Below are 18,751 nucleotides of genomic sequence, written 5' to 3'. Positions count from 1 at the left end.
GGAGCGCGGCGCGCGAACCGGCGAAGGCGGCCTGATCGCGCCGATCGCGATCATGGCCGCGGCTCGGCGGCTGCGGCGAGCCGCGTCACACCGCCCGCACGATCCCGCCGTCGACGCGAATGCTCTGCCCCGTGATATACCCCGCGCCGTCCGACAGCAGGAACGCGACGGTCTTCGCAATCTCCTGCGTCTTGCCGAAGCGCCCCGCGGGAATGCGCGCGACGATCTCGGGCGTCTCGGGCCAACTGTCGACGAAGCCCGGCAGCACCGCGTTCATCCGGATGTTCTCGGCCGCGTAGCGCTGCGCGTACAGCCGCGTCCATGCGCCGAGCGCCGCGCGCAGCACCGACGACACCGGCATCGGCTGTTCCGGCGCGACGGCCGCGAAGCTCGACAGGTTGACGGCCGCGCCGCCGCCCTGCGCCTGAAAAATCGGCGTCACGCGGCGCATCAGCCGGGCGACGTTCAGCAGGATCAGATCGAGCGCGTCGTGCCAGCTCGCATCCGCGATCGACAGCAAGTCGCCCTTCGGCGGATGGCCGGTGTTGTTCACGACCGCGTCGATGCGGCCGTAGCGCGCGAGCGTCTCGCGCACGAGCCGCTCGATGTCGGCCTCGTCCGTCACGGAGCCCTGGATGCCGAAGCCGCCCAGCTCGCCGGCGAGCGCGATCGCGCTGCCCGACGGCGACATCAGCGCGACGCGGTAGCCGGCCGACGCGAGCTCGCGCGCGATCGCGGCGCCCATACCCTTGCCCGCCGCCGTGATCAATGCGATTTTTTCTACTGTCACGACAATCTCCTTCGGATGATGTGCGGGCCGCATTGCCCGCATTGCTCCTGCCGACGTGCTAATTTAGGCGCGGCGATTCGTCGTGTCGAATCATCATTTCTTGCATCTGACGATAATTCTTCTACTGGCAAAGCATGACGATCCGAATCCCCGGCCGACTGCCGCCGCTGAATGCGCTCCGCGCGTTCGAGGTATCCGCGCGGCACCTGAATTTCCGTGCGGCGGCCGACGAGATCGGCGTCACGCAGGGCGCCGTCGCGCAACAGGTGCGCCACCTCGAAGACGTCCTCGGCGTGAAGCTGTTCGAACGCCTGCCGCGCGGCCTCGCGTTGACGGCAGACGGCCTCGCGTACTGCACCGACGTACGGCGCGCGCTGAACCTGATCGGCGACGCGACCGACCGGCTCGTCAAGCGCCGCTCGAGCCTCACGATCAGCACGACGCCGTCGTTCGCGTCGCGCTGGCTGATCCCGCGGCTCGCGAGCTTCGGCGACGAGCATCCCGACATCGACATCCGCGTGATCGCCGATTCGCAGTTCGCGACGTTCCAGAACGACGGCGTCGATGTCGCGATTCGCTACGGCAAGCCGCCTTTCGGCAAGGGGCTCGCCACGCGCTTTCTGTTTCCGGTCGACATCTACGCGGTTTGCAGCCCGGCGCTGCTGAACTCGCCCGGCGCGCTCGCGAGCCCGCGCGATCTCGCCGGGCAGGTGCTGCTGCACGACGCGCACGATCTGTGGCCCGAGTTTCTCGCCGCGCTGCCCGAGCGCGTCGCGCTCGATCCGGGCAAGGGCCCGCGCTTCAATCAATCGTCGCTCGCGATCGACGCCGCGATCGCGGGGCAAGGCGTCGCGCTCGTCAGCGATCAGCTCGTCGGCCGCGACATCGACGCGGGAAGGCTGCGCCGGCTGTTCGATTTCGCGCTGCCGCTGTCGATCGGCTATTACGTCGTCTATCCGAACGAGCCGCGGCGCCCGGACGACATCGCGACGATGGTGACCTGGCTGATTCGTCAGGCGCAGCTCGATGCGTGACTCGATGCGCGATCCGCTATGCAGATGCGCGATTCGATGCGTCACTCGATACACAGCGCGACATCGCGTGGCGCGCCCGCGCGATTGCCCGATTTGCGGCGCGACGAGCACCGAAACGCCGCGCGCCTATCGGTTGTCGTGCGCCGCGCGGCATGCGAAACGACGCCCGCCGCGCGCGCTGCGCCCCCCAACCGCCGGCCGAAGCGGCGAAGCAGCCGCCCGCTCACGCGCGAGCGGCATCCGCTCGCCGCTGCGCGCGCGCCCGCGCCTGAAAGCGCCGATGCGCGCCGGCCGGAACGAGCGAGCCGCCCGTCGCCCAGATCACGTGCGTCGCCTCGTTCGGCGCGATGCCCCGGCCGCGCAGGTAGTCGCGCCCCGCCTGCGACGCCGCGATCCACGCCGGGCCGCCGAACGCCGCCGCCGCCGACGGCTCGAGATCGATGCCGAGCCGCTCGTTCGCGTCGAGCAGGCCGGCGAACAGCCGCCGATCGTCGACCGTGAACACGCCCGCGGCCTGCGCGCGCAGCAGCGGGCCGGCGAGGTGCGACGCCTGCGCGACCGCCAGCCCGTCCGCCTCGGTGCGATTGTCGAGGCCGATGTCGTAGACGGATATCGAACGCGCGCCGCCGCTCGCGAGCTGCACGAGCACGCACGGCGACGCGGCGGGCTCGGCGAGAAAGCAATGCACGTGCTCGCCGTACAGCGCCTTGAGCCCGTACGCGATGCCGCCCGGCGCGCCGCCGACGCCGCACGGAATGTGGACGAACAGCGGGTGACGCGCGTCGACTGTCCGGCCGGCGCGCGCGAGCTGCCCGGCGAGTTCGGCGGCAGCCGTCGCGTAGCCGAGAAACAGCATCCGCGATCCTTCGTCGTCGACGAAATGGCAGCGCGGCATGCCGGCGGCCTGCCGGCGTCCGGCATCGACCGCTTTCGCATAGTCGCCCGCGTGCTCGACGACGTCCACGCCGCGCGTGTGCAGGCGCGCCTTCTTCCACGCCTTCGCGTCCGCCGACATGTGCACGACGCTCCGAAACCCGAGCGCCGACGCGAGCACCCCGATGCTCAAGCCGAGATTGCCGGTGCTGCCGACCATCACGGTGTAGCGTGCGAACAGCGCCCGCGCGTCGCCGCTCGCGAGCACGCGCCGGTCGGCGTGCGCATCGAGCAGGCCGTGCCGATCGGCGATCGATTCGGCGAGCGCGAGCACCTCGTGAAAACCGCCGCGCGCCTTGATCGAGCCGGCTACCGGCAGCGCGTCGTCCCGCTTGACGAACCACGCGCCCGCGTCCGTATGACCGGCGCGCTGCAACCGATCGGCCCGCTGCAACGGCGACGCGATCCGCCCGCCCGACGGCCGCAGCTCGGGAAACAGCGCGGCCAGCAAGCCGCCGCAGCGGCGCAGGCGCGCGTCGGCGTCGGCGAGATCGGCGGCGGTCGGCGCGATGTCCGGCAGCGGCGCGCCCTGATGCGGATTGAGCCACAGCATCGGCGAGCCAGACTGAAGTCTGGCTAATAGATTCGGATCGAGCGGAAGTTGTCGGCTGTCGTGCATGGCCTGAAATAGAATGCGATGAACAGGCCGTCATCGTACGTTCCGACGATCAGCCGATGAAGCGATCAATTCTTGCGGGAGCATAAGCCACACTAATGAATACGAAGCTCGACACGCCGCTGCTCGGCGCGCTGCGCTGCTTCGAGGCGGCCGGCCGGCTCGGCAGCTTCACGAAAGCCGCCGACGCGCTGCACCTGACGCAAAGCGCGATCAGCCAGCAGATCCGCCAGCTCGAAGCGCGTCTCGGCTATCCGCTGTTCGTGCGCCAGGCGCGCGGGCTCGCGCTCACGCCGAAGGGCGGCGTGCTGCACGAAGCGACTTTGGCGGCGTTCGCGTCGCTCGGCCGCACGCTGCGCCAGTTGAGCGCGCCGGACGCGCACCTGCAGGTGAGCTGCCTGCCGTCGTTCGCGCTGCAATGGCTGATGCCGAGGCTCACCGAGTTTCATCGGCTGCATCCGCAGACGTCGGTGCGGCTGAAAGCGGAGTTTCACGCGATCGATCGCGAGACGATGGCCGCAGGCGACATCGACGTCGCGATCCGCTGGGACCCGTTCGATTACGACGCGCTCCATGTCGAGCCGCTGTTCGACGAGCGTCTCGTCGCGGTCGCCGCGCCCGCGTATCTCGACCGGCATCCACCGGAGGCAACGGCCGAATGGGTGTCGAGCATCGTGCCGCTGCACGATGCGTCGGCGTGGCCCGATGCGCCGAAGTACGTCGAATGGCGCACGTGGCTCGCCGCCGTCGTGCCGGAATACGCAGGCGAGCTGCGCGGGCCGGAATTCAACCTCGCGAGCCTCGCGATCGGCGCGGCGCTTGCGGGGCAAGGCGTCGCGGTGTGCCGGCAGGCGCTCGTCGACGACGAGATCGCGCGCGGGCGGCTCGTCCACGTGCTCGGACGCTGCGTGCCCGCGCCCGCGCAATACAAGCTGATCCATGCGCGGCCGGACGATCCGCGCGTGCAATCGTTCGTCGCCTGGCTGCGAAGCGAATCGAACGATTACGCGGCGCGTCGACCGTCGCCGACGGGCGGGGGGACGAAGGAGCGGCGGCGCACGGATCGGGAACCACGATCGCCGGTGTGAACGCGCGCGTCTCGCTCAATGATCCGATGTCCTGACGAACGCCTTCGGTCGGATGTCGGATGTCGCATGTCGGATGTCGAATCCCCGATGCCCGATGATGCCCGATGCGACAGGCGCGACCGCGCGCATCGCGCTTCTTCAGGCCCGATGCGCGACGCATCGAACGTCGCGCACGAACCCACGTGAAGCGCGAGCCAAGCATCGCGAAACACGAACCCGCCGTTCACGCCTTGTGCGTCGACAGCAGGATGCTCGTCTCCGTATTGGCGATCCCGTCGACCAGGCGAATCACGCCCAGCACGCGATCGAAATTCTCCAGCGAATCGGCGTGGAGCTCGGCGACGAGATCCCACCGCCCGTTGGTGCTGTGGATCGTCGCGACGTTCGGATTCCCGCGCAACACCTTGACGACGTCCGCCGCGCGATTGCCCTGCACGGCGATCGACATCAGCGCGCGAATTCGATGCTTCTCCGCGGCGGGCTTCAGCCGCACCGTATAACCGACGATCACGCCGTGCTTCTCGAGCCGCGCGATGCGGTTCTGCACGGTCGCGCGCGCGACGCGCAACTGCTTCGCGAGCGTCACGACCGGCGTGCGCGCGTTGTCGCGCAGCAGCGCGATGAGTTGTCGGTCGACGTCGTCGAGGCTGATCATGGGGAGTCTCTCCGAGCAATCAATGAAAGTGCGGCACCGGGCGGCGGCGCGAAAGCCGCCGACTGCGCATTTTGTCATCTCGAGGCAAGCAGAACGCCGAAATTATCGAGCATTCTGTCACTTTTGCTCGCTATCTGTTGGCCGAGGACTTCGAAATAATCAATTGAACGAGCGGCCCGACGAGGGCCGCGGCCAACACGGGAGACGACACCTCATGACACGCTTCCTCGACGTTCCCGACACGAGCCGGCTGATCGCGCGCGTCGGCGTTGCGCGCTTCGTCGGCGAACTCGTCGACACGCTGCGCGCCGATTATCTGCGCTGGAACGACTTCGACAAATCCCCGCGCGTCGCCTGCCATTCGCGCGACGGCGTGATCGAGCTGATGCCCGTCGCCGATGCGAAGCTGTTCGCGTTCAAGTACGTGAACGGCCATCCGGTCAACGCCGGCCGCGGCATGCACACGGTGATGGCGTTCGGCGCGCTCGCCGAAGTCGACACCGGCTACCCGGTGCTGCTCGCCGAGCTCACGCTGATCACCGCGCTGCGCACGGCCGCGACGTCGGTGCTCGCGGCGCGCGCGCTCGCACGCGACGACGCGAGGACGATGGCGCTGATCGGCAACGGCGCGCAGAGCGAGTTCCAGGCGATCGCGTTTCACACGCTGCTCGGCATCGACGAGATCCGCGCGTACGACATCGATCCGCACGCGACCGACAAGCTCGTGCGCAACCTGTCCGCGTATCCGGGGCTGCGCGTGATCCCCGCCGCGTCGACGGCCGGCGCGGCGCGCGGCGCCGACATCGTGACGACCGTCACCGCCGACAAGGCGTACGCGACGATCGTCACGCCGGACATGATCGAGCCCGGCATGCATCTGAACGCGGTCGGCGGCGATTGCCCGGGCAAGACCGAGCTGCACGCGGACGTGCTGCGCATGGGCCGCGTGTTCGTCGAATATGAGCCGCAGACACGCATCGAAGGCGACATCCAGCAGATGCCGGCCGATTTTCCGGTGACCGAACTGTGGCGCGTGCTGCGCCAGGAGGCGGCCGGGCGGGACAGCGCGTCGCAAGTCACGATCTTCGATTCGGTCGGCTTCGCGCTCGAGGACTATTCGGCGCTGCGCCATCTGCACGCGCTCGCGCTGCGGCACGACGCCGGCACGCCGATCTCGCTGATCCCGCCCGCCGACGATCCGAAAAACCTGTACGCGCTGATCGGCGCGCCGACTGGCGTCGCGCCCCGCGCGACGCCGGCGTTCGTTCGAGCGGAAGCGTTCTCGCGCTGAGGCGTTCGGCGCGCCGCGCCCTTCTCGTTTTCTCGTCGCACTCCATGAGTCTTCAGTCGATTCAGGCGGCTGCGGCCGTCGTCATGATCCGGCCGCACCGTTTCTTTCCGAATCCGGACACGGCCGCCGACAACGCGTTTCAACGCACGCCCCCGGCCGGCGACGACGCGCGCGCGCAGGCCGTCGCGGCCGCCGCGCGCGACGAAGTCGCCGCGGCCGCGGGCCGGCTGTCGGAGGCGGGCGTCCGCGTGCACGTCTTCGACGATCACGGCGACGGCAACACGCCGGATTCCGTGTTCCCGAACAACTGGTTCTCGACGCATCCGGGCGGCCACGTCGCGCTATATCCGATCTGCAACGCGAATCGCCGGCGCGAGCGGCGCGCGGATGTCATCGAGATGCTCAAGCGCGAATACCGCGTGCAGGACGTGATCGATTTTTCCGGCCTCGAGCACGACGACGTCTTTCTCGAAGGCACGGGCGCGATGGTGCTCGACCACGTCGCGCGCGTCGCGTACACCGCGCGCTCGCGCCGCGCCGATCCCGTCGCGCTCGAACGCTTCTGCACGCATTTCAATTTCGAGCCCATGTGCTTCGACACCGCCGACGCCGACGGCCGCCCGGTCTATCACACGAACGTGATGATGAGCATCGCGACCGAGTTCGCGTTGGTGGGCCTCGATCTGATCAGCGATCCGAACCGCCGCGACGAAGTGCGCCGCCGCATCGCCGAAACGGGCCGGACGGTGATCGCGCTCGAGAACGAGCAGATCGCCGAGTTCGCCGGCAACGCGCTCGAGCTGTCCGCGCGCGACGCGCGCGTGCTCGCGCTGTCGCGCCGCGCGCTCGATTGCCTCACGCCGCGCCAGCGCGGGCTGATCGAACGCTCGGCGCGGCTGCTGCCGCTCGACGTGCCGACGATCGAGACGGCGGGCGGCTCGGTGCGCTGCATGCTCGCGGGCGTCCACCTCGCGCGCCGGCCGACGTAGCGCGCTGCGTGAAGTGTCGCGATTCGAAGCGCCGGCTCGCCGCCGGCGCTTTTTTTCCACCTCCGATCGCCTGGAGCTACCCGGGAGCGACCCGATTCGGTCAGTCTCTGCGCGCACGGCACGCGACGCACGGCCGGTCGCGATCGATTCGGCGGCGGCGTCGATGCCGATGCAGGCGAACGAATCGGATTCGCTAAACGCGAGCGGCACGACGCGCGTGCTCGAACACCATCGAGGCCGCGGGCGCGCCGCCGCGCCGCGTGCCGGTTCGCGCAAGCGGCTGCCGATGCGCGAGCGGTGCGTGAGCGTCACCCATGCTTCGGATTGGAAAACAGAATCGAACGAAGGCCGCCCGGCGGCGGACGAGCGGGCGGATCGCTCGCTCGTCCGCCGCCTCGCCCGCGCCTCCGCCACCGTCACGCCGTCATCACCCTGACAGGATCGCCCATGCCTACCCCGACTCTGCGCACGCATCAGCCCGTGCGCGCCGCGACGGCCGCCTTCATCGGCACGGCCGTCGAGTTCTACGATTACTACACGTACGCGACCGCCGCCGCGCTCGTGCTCGGCGACGTGTTCTTCCCGAGCGGCAATCATTTCGTCAGCACGATGGCGTCGTTCGCGACGTTCTTCGTCGGCTTCGTCGCGCGGCCGCTGAGCGGCGCGGTGTTCGGCCATCTCGGCGACCGGATCGGCCGCAAGAAGATGCTCGTCCTGACGATGTTCCTGATGGGCATCGCGACGACCGGCATCGGCCTGCTGCCCGGCTACGCGACGATCGGCGTCTGGGCGCCGGCGCTGCTCGTGCTGCTGCGCATCCTGCAGGGGATCGCGGTCGGCGGCGAATGGGGCGGCGCAGTGCTGATGGCGAGCGAGCATGCGAGCGCCGAGCGCAGGACGTTGTTCGCGTCGTTCCCGCAGATGGGCAGTCCGGCCGGGCTGATCCTGTCGCTGCTCGCGTTCCGGTTCGTCACGTCGCTCGATCACGACAGCTTCGTGTCGTGGGGCTGGCGTCTGCCGTTCCTCGCGAGCTTCGTGCTGCTGCTCGTCGGCGTCGCGATCCGGCTCGGCGTCAACGAATCGCCGGAGTTCGAGCGCGTGCGCGACAGCGGTGCGATCGCCCGCTATCCGGTCGCCGACGCGCTGCGCACCGCGTGGCATCCGATCGTGCTCGCCGCCGCCGCGACGACGATCGGCTCCGCCGGCTTCTTCTTCACCAACACGTTCATGATCTCGTACGCGACGACGTATCTCGGGATGTCGAAATCGTTCATTCTCGATTGCCTGTTCATCGTCACGATCATCCAGCTGTTGTCGCAGCCCGTCTCGGCGCTGCTCGCGCAACGCTTCGGCGAAACGCGGTTTCTGATCTGCGCGGCGCTGCTGTCGATGCTGTCGCCGTATCCGATGTTCGTCCTCGTCCGCACGCACGATCCGGTCGCGATCGTCGCGGGCATCGCGTTCGCGGTCGTCGCGCTGTCGGCGGTCTACGCGGTGATCGCGGGCTTCATGACGCCCGCGTTCCCGACGCGCGTGCGCTATTCGGGCATCTCGATCGCGTACCAGCTATGCGCGCTCGTCGCGGGCGGCACGACGCCGCTCGTCGGCGCGATGATCGCGCAGCGCTATCAGGGCGAATGGCTGCCGCTCGCGCTGTACTTCTCGCTGCTGTCGCTCGTGTCGCTCGCCGGCATCGCCGGGCTCGGCCGATATCGGCGGAATCTGCGCGCCGCCGCGCCGCAAGCGTGGGCCGTGAGCTCGTAAGTCCGCTCGTCGCGCGGCGGCGCACGTGCCGATCTCGAATGAAGGCGCGGATCGTCGCGTCTTGCATGATCGATTACCGGCAGGTGGGCGGGAAGTCTCGCGGCCGAGATGGTGGTCGGGTAGCGGTCGGGTAGCGGTCGGGTAGCGGTCGGGTAGCGGCCGGGTAGCGGTCGGGTGGCGGTCGGGTGGCGGTCGGGTGGCGGTCGGGTGGCGGTCGGGTGGCGGTCGGGTGGCGGTCGGGTGGCGGTCGGGTGGCGGTCTCATGACGACGCGGCCGAGCGAGGCGCGCCGCCCGGCCGCGTCGCGGCGATTCGCGCGCGACACATCGGCTCCATTTCATGTCGAGCGGATATTCATCCGATGAAACGCGCCGCCGCCAATGCACGCTCGATCGAAGCCGCGCCGCGCGACGGCACGCCGCCGCCCGGGCGTCGTCCGCGCAACCGCCGCGAAACCGGTCGATTAGAATCGCCGGATGAACGCCTCCGACCTCCGCGACCTCCGCCTCCCGTCCCTCGACGGCCTGCTCGCCTTCGTGGCCGCCGCGCGCCACGGCACGTTCGAGCGCGCGGCCGAGGAGCTGTGCGTGACGGGAAGCGCGGTCGCCAAGCGCGTCGCGGCGCTCGAACAGTTGCTCGGCGTGCAGCTGCTCGTGCGCAGCGGCAAGGCGCTGGCGCTGACGTCGGCCGGCAGCGAATATCTGCATCAGGTTCATGCGCCGCTGCATCTGCTCGCCGCGGTGCCGCTGCACCGGCGCGGCGCAGGCAACGCGGAACGGCTGCGGATCTGCGCGCCGCCGACGTTCGCGCGACAGGTCATGGTTCCGCGTCTGGACGAATTCACGCTTGCGCACCCGGGCGTGGAGCTCGAAGTGATGCTCGCGAGCCCCTTTCCCGACGGTCCGCCGACGGGCGCCGATCTCTGGATTCGCGGCGGCGGCCCGATTGTGTCGGGCGCGACCGTGCTGATGGTCGATTCGCTGACGCCGCTTGCCGCGCCGTCGCTGCTCGAACGGCACGCACCGTTGCGCGCGCCCGCGGATCTCGCCGCGCTGCCGCTCCTCTGCACGCCGCTCGAACCGTGGACGCCGTGGTTCCGCGTCGCCGGCCTCGACTGGCCGGAGCCCGCGAACGGCCCGAAGCTGATGGATCTCGGGCTCCTGCTCGAGGCGGCGGTCAGCGGCCAGGGCGTCGCGCTCGGCAGCCCCGCGCTCGCGCGCCACTGGCTCGCGTCGGGTGCGCTCGTCCCGCCGTTTCCGCGCATCGCGCGGCCGGCCGCCCCGTATTACGTGATGCCGCACGCGTCACGCGCCGCCGCAGACGCGTTCGTGGCCTGGCTCGCGAGCGTCTGCGAGCGCGCGGCGCACGACGGCGCGGAATTTCTTTCGCGCAGCGCCTGAAGATATTTCCGGGCGCGACGCCGGGCGCGGCGTTAGCATCGTCGCCACCCTCTCGGAGCCGCCCATGTCCGTCCCGATCACCTGCATCGAAGATCTTCGCGTTCTCGCGAAAAAACGCATCCCGCGGATGTTCTACGACTACGTCGACACGGGCTCCTACACGGAAACGACGTATCGCGCGAACGAAGCGGACTTCCAGCACGTCAGGCTGCGTCAGCGGGTCGGCGTCGACATCTCGCAACGCAGCCTGCGCACGACGATGGCCGGGCAGGACGTCGCGATGCCGGTCGCGCTCGCGCCGACCGGGCTCGTCGGCATGATGCGCGCCGACGGCGAGATTCTCGCGGCGCGCGCCGCGCAGCGGTTCGGCGTGCCGTTCACGCTGTCGACGATGAGCATCTGCTCGATCGAGGACATCGCCACGCATGCGCCCGGGCCGTTCTGGTTCCAGCTCTACATGATGCGCGAGCGCGACTTCATCGAGCGGCTGATCGAGCGCGCGAAGGCGGCGGGCTGCCCCGCGCTCGTGATGACGATGGATCTGCCGATCGGCGGCCAGCGGCACAAGGACGTGAAAAACGGCTTGTCGACGCCGCCGCGCATCACGCTGGCGAACCTGCTGAACATGGCGAGCAAGCCGCGCTGGTGCATCGGCATGGCCCGCACGCGCCGCCGCCATTTCGGCAACATCTTCGGGCACGTGAAGGGCGTGACCGACATGTCGTCGCTCGAATCGTGGACCCGCGAACAGTTCGATCCGGCGATCGGCTGGCGCGACGTCGCATGGGTCCGGCAACGGTGGAGCGGCAAGCTGATCGTCAAGGGCGTGCTCGATCCGCGCGACGCGCTCCTCGCGGCCGAAGCGGGCGCGGACGCGATCGTCGTGTCGAATCACGGCGGCCGTCAGCTCGACGGCGCGATATCGTCGGTCGAAGCGCTGCCCGCCATCGCCGATGCGGCCGGCCGGCGCGTCGAAGTCTGGCTCGACGGCGGCGTTCGCACGGGGCAGGACGTACTGAAGGCGGTCGCGCTCGGCGCGCGCGGCACGATGATCGGGCGCGCGTTTCTCTACGGCGTCGCGGCGCTGGGCGAGGAGGGCGTGTTTCGCAGCCTCGACATCATCGCGCGCGAGCTCGACACGACGATGGCGCTGTGCGGCCATACCGACATTCGATCGGTGGATGCCGACGTGCTCGCGCGGCGGTTTTGAACCCGCTCGGCGCGCATGCGGGAACGCGCGCGCACGGCGATGGGCGCATGGCGCTCAAGTGCGAGCTTCGCGCGGCGACGCACGGCAAGCCGAGCGTGACGCCCCCGCCGCGCCCGCCGCATCGCGACGCACGGCACGCGATGCGCGATGTGCGACACGTGACACGTGACGCGTGACACGTCGCACGCGATGCACGATGCATCACGCCGGGCGACGCATCGCCTCGCATCTTCTCGCACGCCGCCGCCCCGCTACGCGATATGCGCGGCGAATCCCGACCGCTCCGGCGCGACGTCGTCCCGCAGCGTGAGCCGCGGAATTTCGTACTCGCCGGCATTCTGCGCGCGATAAGGTATCGGCGCGGTTTTCCAGAAATCGTCGAGGCGCTGCCCGAGCGAATCGCAGATCGTCTCGAATCGCGCCTCGTCGGTGCGGCTCGTCCGATAGACGACGAACGGCGGCAGCACGTCGAAGCCGGGGTAATACAGTCTCGCCGTCGTCGAGAAGGTGCCGTCGCGGATCGCGAAGCAGGCGGAGCAAGGCGACATCGATCTCGCCTTCCACATCACCGAATGCGCGCCGGGCAACCTGCGCCATCGCGCGCTCTTCACCGAACGGTACGTGCTCGCCGGGCGCGCCGGCCATCCGCGCCTGAAACGGCGGCCGACGCTCGCGCAATTCTGCCGGCTCGATCACGTGATCGTGTCGCCGGACGGCGGCGGCTTTCAGGGCGTCACCGACCATGCGCTCGCGAAAGCCGGCCTCACGCGGCGCGTCGTGCTGTCCGTGCCGCACTTTCTGTTCATGATGTCGGTCGTCGCGAGCAGCGATCTCGTCGCGATGATGCCTTCGCGGCTCGTCCGCGACAACCGCGCGCTGCGGGTGGTCGAGCCGCCCGTCGACGTGCCCGGCTTCCAGATGGCGATGCTGTGGCACGAACGCTCCCATCGCGACCCCGCGCACATGTGGCTGCGCGAGCACATTGCGGCATCGGTCTGACGCCGTTCGGTTCGGCGCCGGGATGCGCGACGCCGCACGCGAACGGCAAGAAGTCCTGATCGACATTCGATGCTTCGATCCAGTCTTCCCGGGTCACGGGGTACGGGGGCGTCGAGAGGCCCGCGCAGTCCGGCGGCAATGCGGGCGCATCGCGGATTCCGATGCGTTTCAATGCCCCTTTTGAATGAGACGTTGACCGACGAGCAACCCGAAAACGGCAATGCGCGGCGGTATCGCTTCCTCATGCAAAGGATGACGAAGTTTCGATGAAGGCAAGACTTGCGACACAGTTGATCCGAGCTCGCGCATCGGCCACCCGGGCGGCGAGGAGCACATTCGCGGCGGCGGCGCGGCAACCGCCGCACTCGGGAAATTCGTCATGCGCGGACGACGTCGAGCAACGATCGTGCGCGTCGCATGCATCACATGCATCGCGCGCGTCGTGCGTATCGCGCAGCCGCGCGAGCCATCGACCTATTGCGGCGATTGCAGATCCGCGATCGCCGCCGCGAGAAAGCGCGCCGCCTCGCCGCCCGTGACCACCCGATGATCGAACGTGAGGCTGAGCGGAAGAATGCGATGCACGGCGGGCACGCCGTTCGCCGCCACGACCGCGTCGTGCACGCGCCCCGCGCCGAGAATCGCGACGGTCGGCGGCACGACCACGGGCGCCGCGTACTTGCCGGCGATCATTCCGAAGTTCGACAGCGTGATCGTGTTGCCGCGCAGCTCGTCGGGCGGAATCTTGCGCGCGCGGATGTCGGCGCGCATCCGGTCTAGCCCGCGGCGCAGATCGGCGGCGTCGCGATGCGCGACGTCGCGCAGCACCGGCACGAACAGGCCGTCCGGCAGATCGACCGCGATGCCGACGTCGATCTTCGCGACCACGTGGCGGCGCCCCGCCTGCCCGTCGAACCACGCGTTGAGCCCGGGCTCCGCGCGGCAGCCGGCGACGAGCGCGCGAATCAGGCGCATCGTCACGTCCGCGCCCGCGGGCCACGCGTGGATGTCGGCGTCGTCGATCACGGTCGCCGCCGCGACTTCGCTCTGCGCGCGCGCCATGTTCTGCGCCATCGCTCGCCGCACGCCGCGCAGCACCTCGGGCGGCCCGAGCTCGGCGAGCACTTTCGCGACGCGCTGCACGTCCGCCGCGGTGATCACGCCGTCCGCGCCCGACGGCGTCACCATCGCCAGATCGACGTCGAGCTTGCGCGCGAGCGCGCGCACGGCGGGAATCGCCTTGATCGCGCCGGCCGCGCGCCCGCCCGGGCCCGCGCCGAGCGCCGCGGGCGTCTCGTGCACCACGTGCTCGCCGACCGTCATGTGGCCGACGACCGTGCCCGCATCGGCTTCGTCGGCTTCGCCCTCGAACGCGACGAGCGGCGCGCCGAGATGAACGATGTCGCCCGGCTGCCCGAACAGCTTCGCGATTCGGCCCGCTTGCGGCGACGGAATCTCGACGATCGCCTTCGCGGTCTCGACGGACACGAGCGGCCGGTCGGCCTCGATCGTGTCGCCGGCCTTCACGTGCCATTCGACGATCTCGGCTTCCTGCAAGCCTTCGCCGAGGTCGGGCAATTTGAAGATCTTCATGTCTTTACAGCGCCTCCAGCGTCTTTCCGATCGCGTCGACGATGCGCGCGACGCTCGGCACGTACTGGCTTTCGAGCCGGAACAGCGGCACGACGACGTCGTAGCCCGTCACGCGCTGCACGGGCGCGAGCAGCGAATACAGGCAACGCTCTGCGACGAGCGCGGCGATCTCCGCGCCGAAGCCGGCCGTGCGCGGCGCTTCATGAACGATCACGCAGCGTCCCGTCTTCGAAACCGACGCGACGATCGTGTCGGCATCGAGCGGCTTGAGCGTCGCGACGTCGATCACTTCGGCCGTCACGCCCTCTTGCGCGAGCTGGTCGGCGGCCGCCAGCACGTCCTGCAGCATCGCGCCCCAGCTGACGAGCGTGACGTCGGAGCCGTCGCGCAGCGTGAAGCACGTGTCGAGCGGCAGCGCGTCGCCGTTGTCTTCGACCGGCTGCCTGAACAGGCGATACAGGCGCGACGGCTCGAAGAACATCACCGGGTCCGGATCGCGGATCGCCGCGAGCAGCAGCCCGTAAGCGCGCGCGGGCGTCGATGGAATCACCACGCGCAGCCCCGGAATGTGCGCGAACATCGCCTCGGGGCTTTCCGAATGATGCTCCGGCGCGTGAATGCCGGCGCCGCACGGCGCGCGGATCACGAGCGGGCACGACAGCCGGCCGCGCGTGCGGTGGCGCAGCCGCGACGCATGATTGAGCACGTGATCGATCGCCGGATAGACGAAGCCGGTGAACTGGATTTCCGCGACGGGCTTGAGCCCCATCGCCGCCATGCCGATCGCCGCGCCCGCGATCGCCGTCTCCGCGAGCGGCGTGTCGATCACGCGCTGCGCGCCGAAGCGCGCCTGCAAGTCGACGGTCGCGCGAAACACGCCGCCGTTCGCGCCAATGTCCTCGCCGAGCAGCACGACCGACGGATCGTGCGCGAGCTCGTACGCGAGCGCCAGATTGACCGCTTCGACGAGATTCAGATCAGCCATGATGATTCCCCGCGGCCGGCGCGAACGCGAGCGCCGTCGCGAGCTGCTCCCGCATCGCCTGCGGCAGGCTCGCGTACAGATGGTCGAACATCGCCGACGCATCCGGCTGCGGCACGGCGAGATACGCCTGCACCGCTTCTTCGACCTGCGCGTAGCACGCCTTGCCGAGCTGCTCGTCCTGCGCCTTGTCCCACACGTTCCGATGCATCAGGTATTTGCGCAGGCGCAGCAACGGCTCGAACTCCCATTGCTTGCCGACGGTTTCGGCGTCGCGGTAGCGCGTCGCGTCGTCCGCCGTCGTGTGATCGCCGAGGCGGTAGCTGAGCGCTTCGACGAGCGTCGGGCCGCCGCCGCGCCGCGCGCGCTCGATCGCGTCGCCCGCGATCTGGCGCACCGCGACGATGTCGTTGCCGTCGATCTGCCGCCCTTCGATGCCCGCGGCGATCGCCTTCTGCGCGAGCGTGCGCGCGGCCGTCTGCCGCGCGCGCGGCATCGAGATCGCCCACTGGTTGTTGTTGACGACGATGACGAGCGGCGCGCGCCACGCGCCCGCGATGTTCATCGCCTCGTAGAAATCGCCCTTCGACGTGCCGCCGTCGCCGAGTATCGCCACCGCGACGCGCGCTTCGCCGCGCAGCATGAACGCATACGCGGCGCCCGCCGCATGGCACACCTGCGTGCCGATCGGCACGCAGTTCGGAAAATCCAGGCGCGCGGCCGCGAAATCGCTGCCGCGCTCGTCGCCGCCCCAATAGAGCAGGCTCTCCGTCATCGTGACGCCGCGCATGAACTGCGCGGCATGATCGCGGTACGACGGAAACAGTACGTCGTCGGCCCGCATCGCGCTCGCGACGCCCACGCCGATCGCCTCCTGCCCGACCGACGACGCAAACGTGCCGATCTTGCCGGTGCGCTGCAGCGCGATCGCTTTCGTGTCGAACGCGCGCGTGAGCACCATCGCGCGATAGAGCGGCAGCAACGCGGCCGCGTCCTGCGCGAACGCGGGCAACGGCTGGACCGGCTCGCCGTCGGGGCCGAGGTATTGCGTGTAATCGATGTCGAAGCTGCCGACCGTGGTCATCGCGGGCCTCCTCGTTCTTCTAGACGTCGAAGTACAGATAGAACTCCCAAGGATGCGGACGCAGCCGGATCGCATCGAGCTCGCGCCTGCGCTTGTAGTCGATCCACGTGCGGATCACGTCGTCGGTGAACACGTCGCCCTTGCGCAGGAACGCGTTGTCGGCTTCGAGCGCGGCGAGCGACGCGTCGAGCGAGCCCGGCACCTGCCGGACCTTCGCCGCTTCCTCGCGCGGCAGCTCGTAGATGTTCGTATCGAGCGGCGGGCCCGGATCGATCCTGTTCTCGATGCCGTCGAGCCCGGCCATCAGCATTGCCGCGAACGCGAGATACGCGTTCGCCGACGGATCGGGGCAGCGAAACTCGACGCGCCGCGCGGCGGGCGCGTCCGACACCATCGGAATCCGCGCGGCGGCCGAGCGGTTGCGCTGCGACATCGCGAGATTGACGGGCGCTTCGTAGCCCGGCACGAGGCGCTTGTACGAATTCGTCGTCGGCGCGCAGAACGCCATCAGCGCCGGCGCATGCTCGAGCAGTCCGCCGATGTACCAGCGGCACAGCTGCGACGTCATCGCCCAGCCGTGCGCGTCGTAGAACAGATTGCGTTCGTCGGCCCACAGGCTCTGATGGCAATGCATGCCGCTCGCGTTGTCCGCGAACAGCGGCTTCGGCATGAACGTCGCGACCTTGCCGTGCCGGCGCGCGACGTTCTTGCACACGTATTTGTAGATCATCACGTTGTCGGCCATGCGCGTGAGCGTCGCGAAACGCATGTCGATTTCGTTCTGGCCGGCCGTCGCGACTTCGTGATGATGCACTTCGACCTGCACGCCCGCGCGCTGCAGCGTCAGCGCGATTTCCGAGCGGATGTCCTGCAGCGTGTCGTTCGGCGGCGTCGGAAAATAGCCTTCCTTGTAGCGCTCCTTGTAGCCGAGGTTGCCGCCGCCGTAAGCGCCCTCGTCTCGGCCCGTCGCCCAATCGCCCTCGGCCGATTCGACGTGGTAGTAGCCGCTGTGCTGATCCTGGCCGTAGCGGATCGAATCGAAAATGAAGAATTCGAGCTCCGGGCCGACGTAGCAGGCCGTCGCCACGCCCGTCGCACGCAAATGCGCTTCCGCTTTTTTCGCGACGTAGCGCGGATCGCGCGAATACGGCCCGTGCGTCGCCGGATCGATCACGTCGCAAAGAATCGACAGCGTCGGCGCCTCGCATACCGGATCGACGAACGCGGTCGTCGGATCGGGACGCAGCAGCATGTCGGATTCGTGAATCTCCTGGAAGCCGCGGATCGACGAGCCGTCGAAACCGATTCCCGCGCTGAACAGATCCGCGTGGAGTTCCGGAAGCGTGATCGAGAAATGCTGCCAAAGGCCCGGCAGATCGGTGAACTTGAGATCGACGATCTGGATGCCGTGCGTACGCACTAGTTCGATCACGTCGCTCACGCCGGCCGGCCGCGCGATGCGGTAGCTGCCCGCTTCGACGGACGCCGCGAACGGCGATCCTGCGTCGCCTTGCGTATTCGACATGGGCTTTCTCCTTGCTTCAGCCCTTTCCTCTGCCTGCAATCCGCCTTCGGCCCGCGTTCGGACCAGCCCGCGCTCGACCGGCCGACGCCGGCGCGCGACGCGTGCGTTACGGCAATCTGCCGATGATCGCGCCGATTTCGTTCTTCGTGAACGCGCGCAGCGTCTGCGTGCGAACGTTGCCCGCCGAACCGAGCGCGAAGCCGAACGTGGTGAGACTTTGCTCGTCGGCCGCCTCGACGACCGCGACGATATCGAACGCGCCGAGCGTCCAGTAGACCTCCTTCATTTCGCATCCGAAACTCTTCGCCATCTCCGCCACCTGACCGGCCCGCTTCGGGCTGTCCTTCACCGTGCGGATGCCTTGGTCCGTGAAGTTTGCAAGAACCACATAAGTCGCCATGACGATTCACCTTACGATTGAAACATGTCGGGATTCGAACGCGCGAGCGACGCCGCCAGACGCCTTCGCGCCAATACGATCGGAACCGTCTCGCGCGTAACTTGATTTTAGGCAATGGGATCGGCGGCGAAGGGAGGGGTTTGCACGCGTGTCGCGTGTCGCGTTTCATGTGTCGCGCGGCGCGCGGCGAAAACGCGCTCCGGAGAATGCGGGTGCGAACACGCGCGTTCCGGGCATTTCGCATTCCGATCGTATTTCAACGACGCGCGGCCGACGACGCCGCGGCATGAATGGCCGAAGCAGCAAAGGCCGATCGACATCCGCTGGCCGCGCCCCGCTTCCGATCCTCGCGCCGTTCGATCCGGCGGGCGCGGCAACGGCTTCCGATGCGAACGATCG

Annotated in this window: 16 protein-coding genes and 2 pseudogenes; 9 read left to right on the top strand and 9 right to left on the bottom strand. The window is 69.0% G+C overall.

The features are described from left to right. Nucleotides 1-85: 85 nt before the first annotated feature. Nucleotides 86-790, bottom strand: coding sequence for an SDR family oxidoreductase (locus tag WS78_RS31790; RefSeq protein ID WP_038746303.1), 705 nt, complete (start codon nt 788-790; stop codon nt 86-88). Nucleotides 791-924: 134 nt separating this feature from the next. Here WS78_RS31790 and gcvA point away from each other — a divergent pair, with 134 nt between their 5' ends. Further along, entirely contained in the window at nt 925-1,824 is a 900-nt protein-coding gene (gcvA, locus tag WS78_RS31785) for a transcriptional regulator GcvA (protein ID WP_038746026.1), read from the top strand. Between the two features lie 223 nt (nt 1,825-2,047). Here the strand turns inward: gcvA and WS78_RS31780 are convergent, their stop codons facing one another. Beyond that, nucleotides 2,048-3,376 carry a D-serine ammonia-lyase gene (locus WS78_RS31780; protein WP_038746024.1) on the bottom strand — a complete coding sequence of 443 codons (1,329 nt, stop codon included), beginning with the start codon at nt 3,374-3,376 and terminating at the stop codon, nt 2,048-2,050. A gap of 95 nt (nt 3,377-3,471) precedes the next feature. On the opposite strand from WS78_RS31780, the gene WS78_RS31775 reads away from it, so the two are divergent. After that, nucleotides 3,472-4,461, top strand: a complete 990-nt coding sequence (locus tag WS78_RS31775) for a LysR substrate-binding domain-containing protein (protein ID WP_059576722.1) — start codon at nt 3,472-3,474, stop codon at nt 4,459-4,461. A 223-nt stretch (nt 4,462-4,684) separates the two neighbouring features. Here the strand turns inward: WS78_RS31775 and WS78_RS31770 are convergent, their stop codons facing one another. Then, nucleotides 4,685-5,116: an Lrp/AsnC family transcriptional regulator gene (locus tag WS78_RS31770; protein WP_038746022.1), complete on the bottom strand. Its 432-nt coding sequence runs from the start codon at nt 5,114-5,116 to the stop codon at nt 4,685-4,687. Between the two features lie 214 nt (nt 5,117-5,330). On the opposite strand from WS78_RS31770, the gene WS78_RS31765 reads away from it, so the two are divergent. The 6 genes from WS78_RS31765 (at nt 5,331) to WS78_RS31740 (ending at nt 11,769) form a co-directional block, all read left to right on the top strand. Then, the gene (locus WS78_RS31765) at nt 5,331-6,407 is read left to right on the top strand and encodes an ornithine cyclodeaminase (protein ID WP_059576724.1); all 1,077 of its coding nucleotides are present in this window, start codon (nt 5,331-5,333) and stop codon (nt 6,405-6,407) included. Nucleotides 6,408-6,451: 44 nt separating this feature from the next. Then, nucleotides 6,452-7,396: a citrulline utilization hydrolase CtlX gene (gene ctlX, locus WS78_RS31760; protein ID WP_038746020.1), complete on the top strand. Its 945-nt coding sequence runs from the start codon at nt 6,452-6,454 to the stop codon at nt 7,394-7,396. Between the two features lie 169 nt (nt 7,397-7,565). After that, nucleotides 7,566-7,832 carry a hypothetical protein gene (locus tag WS78_RS37335; RefSeq protein ID WP_156437369.1) on the top strand — a complete coding sequence of 89 codons (267 nt, stop codon included), beginning with the start codon at nt 7,566-7,568 and terminating at the stop codon, nt 7,830-7,832. A gap of 11 nt (nt 7,833-7,843) precedes the next feature. Beyond that, nucleotides 7,844-9,160, top strand: a complete 1,317-nt coding sequence (locus tag WS78_RS31750) for an MFS transporter (protein ID WP_038746017.1) — start codon at nt 7,844-7,846, stop codon at nt 9,158-9,160. Between the two features lie 475 nt (nt 9,161-9,635). Continuing rightward, nucleotides 9,636-10,559 carry a LysR substrate-binding domain-containing protein gene (locus tag WS78_RS31745; protein ID WP_038746015.1) on the top strand — a complete coding sequence of 308 codons (924 nt, stop codon included), beginning with the start codon at nt 9,636-9,638 and terminating at the stop codon, nt 10,557-10,559. A gap of 64 nt (nt 10,560-10,623) precedes the next feature. Further along, the gene (locus WS78_RS31740) at nt 10,624-11,769 is read left to right on the top strand and encodes an alpha-hydroxy acid oxidase (RefSeq protein ID WP_038746013.1); all 1,146 of its coding nucleotides are present in this window, start codon (nt 10,624-10,626) and stop codon (nt 11,767-11,769) included. A gap of 251 nt (nt 11,770-12,020) precedes the next feature. Here WS78_RS31740 and WS78_RS31730 read toward each other — a convergent pair. Then, a pseudogene (locus tag WS78_RS31730) lies at nt 12,021-12,257 on the bottom strand (NAD(P)H-dependent oxidoreductase); the annotation flags it as partial. A 1-nt stretch (nt 12,258) separates the two neighbouring features. Here WS78_RS31730 and WS78_RS31725 point away from each other — a divergent pair. After that, nucleotides 12,259-12,768: pseudogene (locus tag WS78_RS31725) on the top strand (LysR substrate-binding domain-containing protein); the annotation flags it as partial. Nucleotides 12,769-13,242: 474 nt separating this feature from the next. Here the strand turns inward: WS78_RS31725 and WS78_RS31720 are convergent. The 5 genes from WS78_RS31720 to WS78_RS31700 all read right to left on the bottom strand — a co-directional run bounded on the left by WS78_RS31720 (nt 13,243) and on the right by WS78_RS31700 (nt 18,352). After that, nucleotides 13,243-14,361, bottom strand: a complete 1,119-nt coding sequence (locus WS78_RS31720) for a dihydrolipoamide acetyltransferase family protein (protein WP_038746009.1) — start codon at nt 14,359-14,361, stop codon at nt 13,243-13,245. Nucleotides 14,362-14,365: 4 nt separating this feature from the next. Beyond that, the gene (locus tag WS78_RS31715; protein ID WP_059576733.1) at nt 14,366-15,346 is read right to left on the bottom strand and encodes an alpha-ketoacid dehydrogenase subunit beta; all 981 of its coding nucleotides are present in this window, start codon (nt 15,344-15,346) and stop codon (nt 14,366-14,368) included. Continuing rightward, on the bottom strand, nt 15,339-16,427 hold the full coding sequence (gene pdhA / locus WS78_RS31710) for a pyruvate dehydrogenase (acetyl-transferring) E1 component subunit alpha (RefSeq protein ID WP_038746005.1): 1,089 nt from the start codon (nt 16,425-16,427) through the stop codon (nt 15,339-15,341). Before pdhA ends, WS78_RS31715 begins: the two co-directional genes overlap by 8 nt. 19 nt (nt 16,428-16,446) lie before the next feature. Then, the gene (glnA, locus tag WS78_RS31705) at nt 16,447-17,952 is read right to left on the bottom strand and encodes a type I glutamate--ammonia ligase (protein ID WP_038746003.1); all 1,506 of its coding nucleotides are present in this window, start codon (nt 17,950-17,952) and stop codon (nt 16,447-16,449) included. 106 nt (nt 17,953-18,058) lie between these two features. Further along, nucleotides 18,059-18,352 (bottom strand): GYD domain-containing protein, encoded by a 294-nt coding sequence (locus tag WS78_RS31700; protein WP_038746001.1) that lies wholly within the window; start codon nt 18,350-18,352, stop codon nt 18,059-18,061. Nucleotides 18,353-18,751: the final 399 nt, after the last annotated feature.

The sequence above is a fragment of the Burkholderia savannae genome, assembly GCF_001524445.2.
Lineage (GTDB): Bacteria > Pseudomonadota > Gammaproteobacteria > Burkholderiales > Burkholderiaceae > Burkholderia > Burkholderia savannae.
This window is presented reverse-complemented; position numbering and strand designations above follow the sequence as displayed.

Bases quoted from the DNA above. Each gene is read 5' to 3' on its own strand.
- gcvA (WP_038746026.1), top strand. From the start codon at position 925: ATGACGATCCGAATCCCCGGCCGACTGCCGCCGCTGAATGCGCTCCGC.
- WS78_RS31780 (WP_038746024.1), bottom strand. From the start codon at position 3,376: ATGCACGACAGCCGACAACTTCCGCTCGATCCGAATCTATTAGCCAGA.
- WS78_RS31775 (WP_059576722.1), top strand. From the start codon at position 3,472: ATGAATACGAAGCTCGACACGCCGCTGCTCGGCGCGCTGCGCTGCTTC.
- WS78_RS31770 (WP_038746022.1), bottom strand. From the start codon at position 5,116: ATGATCAGCCTCGACGACGTCGACCGACAACTCATCGCGCTGCTGCGC.
- WS78_RS31765 (WP_059576724.1), top strand. From the start codon at position 5,331: ATGACACGCTTCCTCGACGTTCCCGACACGAGCCGGCTGATCGCGCGC.
- ctlX (WP_038746020.1), top strand. From the start codon at position 6,452: ATGAGTCTTCAGTCGATTCAGGCGGCTGCGGCCGTCGTCATGATCCGG.
- WS78_RS37335 (WP_156437369.1), top strand. From the start codon at position 7,566: ATGCAGGCGAACGAATCGGATTCGCTAAACGCGAGCGGCACGACGCGC.
- WS78_RS31750 (WP_038746017.1), top strand. From the start codon at position 7,844: ATGCCTACCCCGACTCTGCGCACGCATCAGCCCGTGCGCGCCGCGACG.
- WS78_RS31745 (WP_038746015.1), top strand. From the start codon at position 9,636: ATGAACGCCTCCGACCTCCGCGACCTCCGCCTCCCGTCCCTCGACGGC.
- WS78_RS31740 (WP_038746013.1), top strand. From the start codon at position 10,624: ATGTCCGTCCCGATCACCTGCATCGAAGATCTTCGCGTTCTCGCGAAA.
- WS78_RS31720 (WP_038746009.1), bottom strand. From the start codon at position 14,361: ATGAAGATCTTCAAATTGCCCGACCTCGGCGAAGGCTTGCAGGAAGCC.
- WS78_RS31715 (WP_059576733.1), bottom strand. From the start codon at position 15,346: ATGGCTGATCTGAATCTCGTCGAAGCGGTCAATCTGGCGCTCGCGTAC.
- pdhA (WP_038746005.1), bottom strand. From the start codon at position 16,427: ATGACCACGGTCGGCAGCTTCGACATCGATTACACGCAATACCTCGGC.
- glnA (WP_038746003.1), bottom strand. From the start codon at position 17,952: ATGTCGAATACGCAAGGCGACGCAGGATCGCCGTTCGCGGCGTCCGTC.
- WS78_RS31700 (WP_038746001.1), bottom strand. From the start codon at position 18,352: ATGGCGACTTATGTGGTTCTTGCAAACTTCACGGACCAAGGCATCCGC.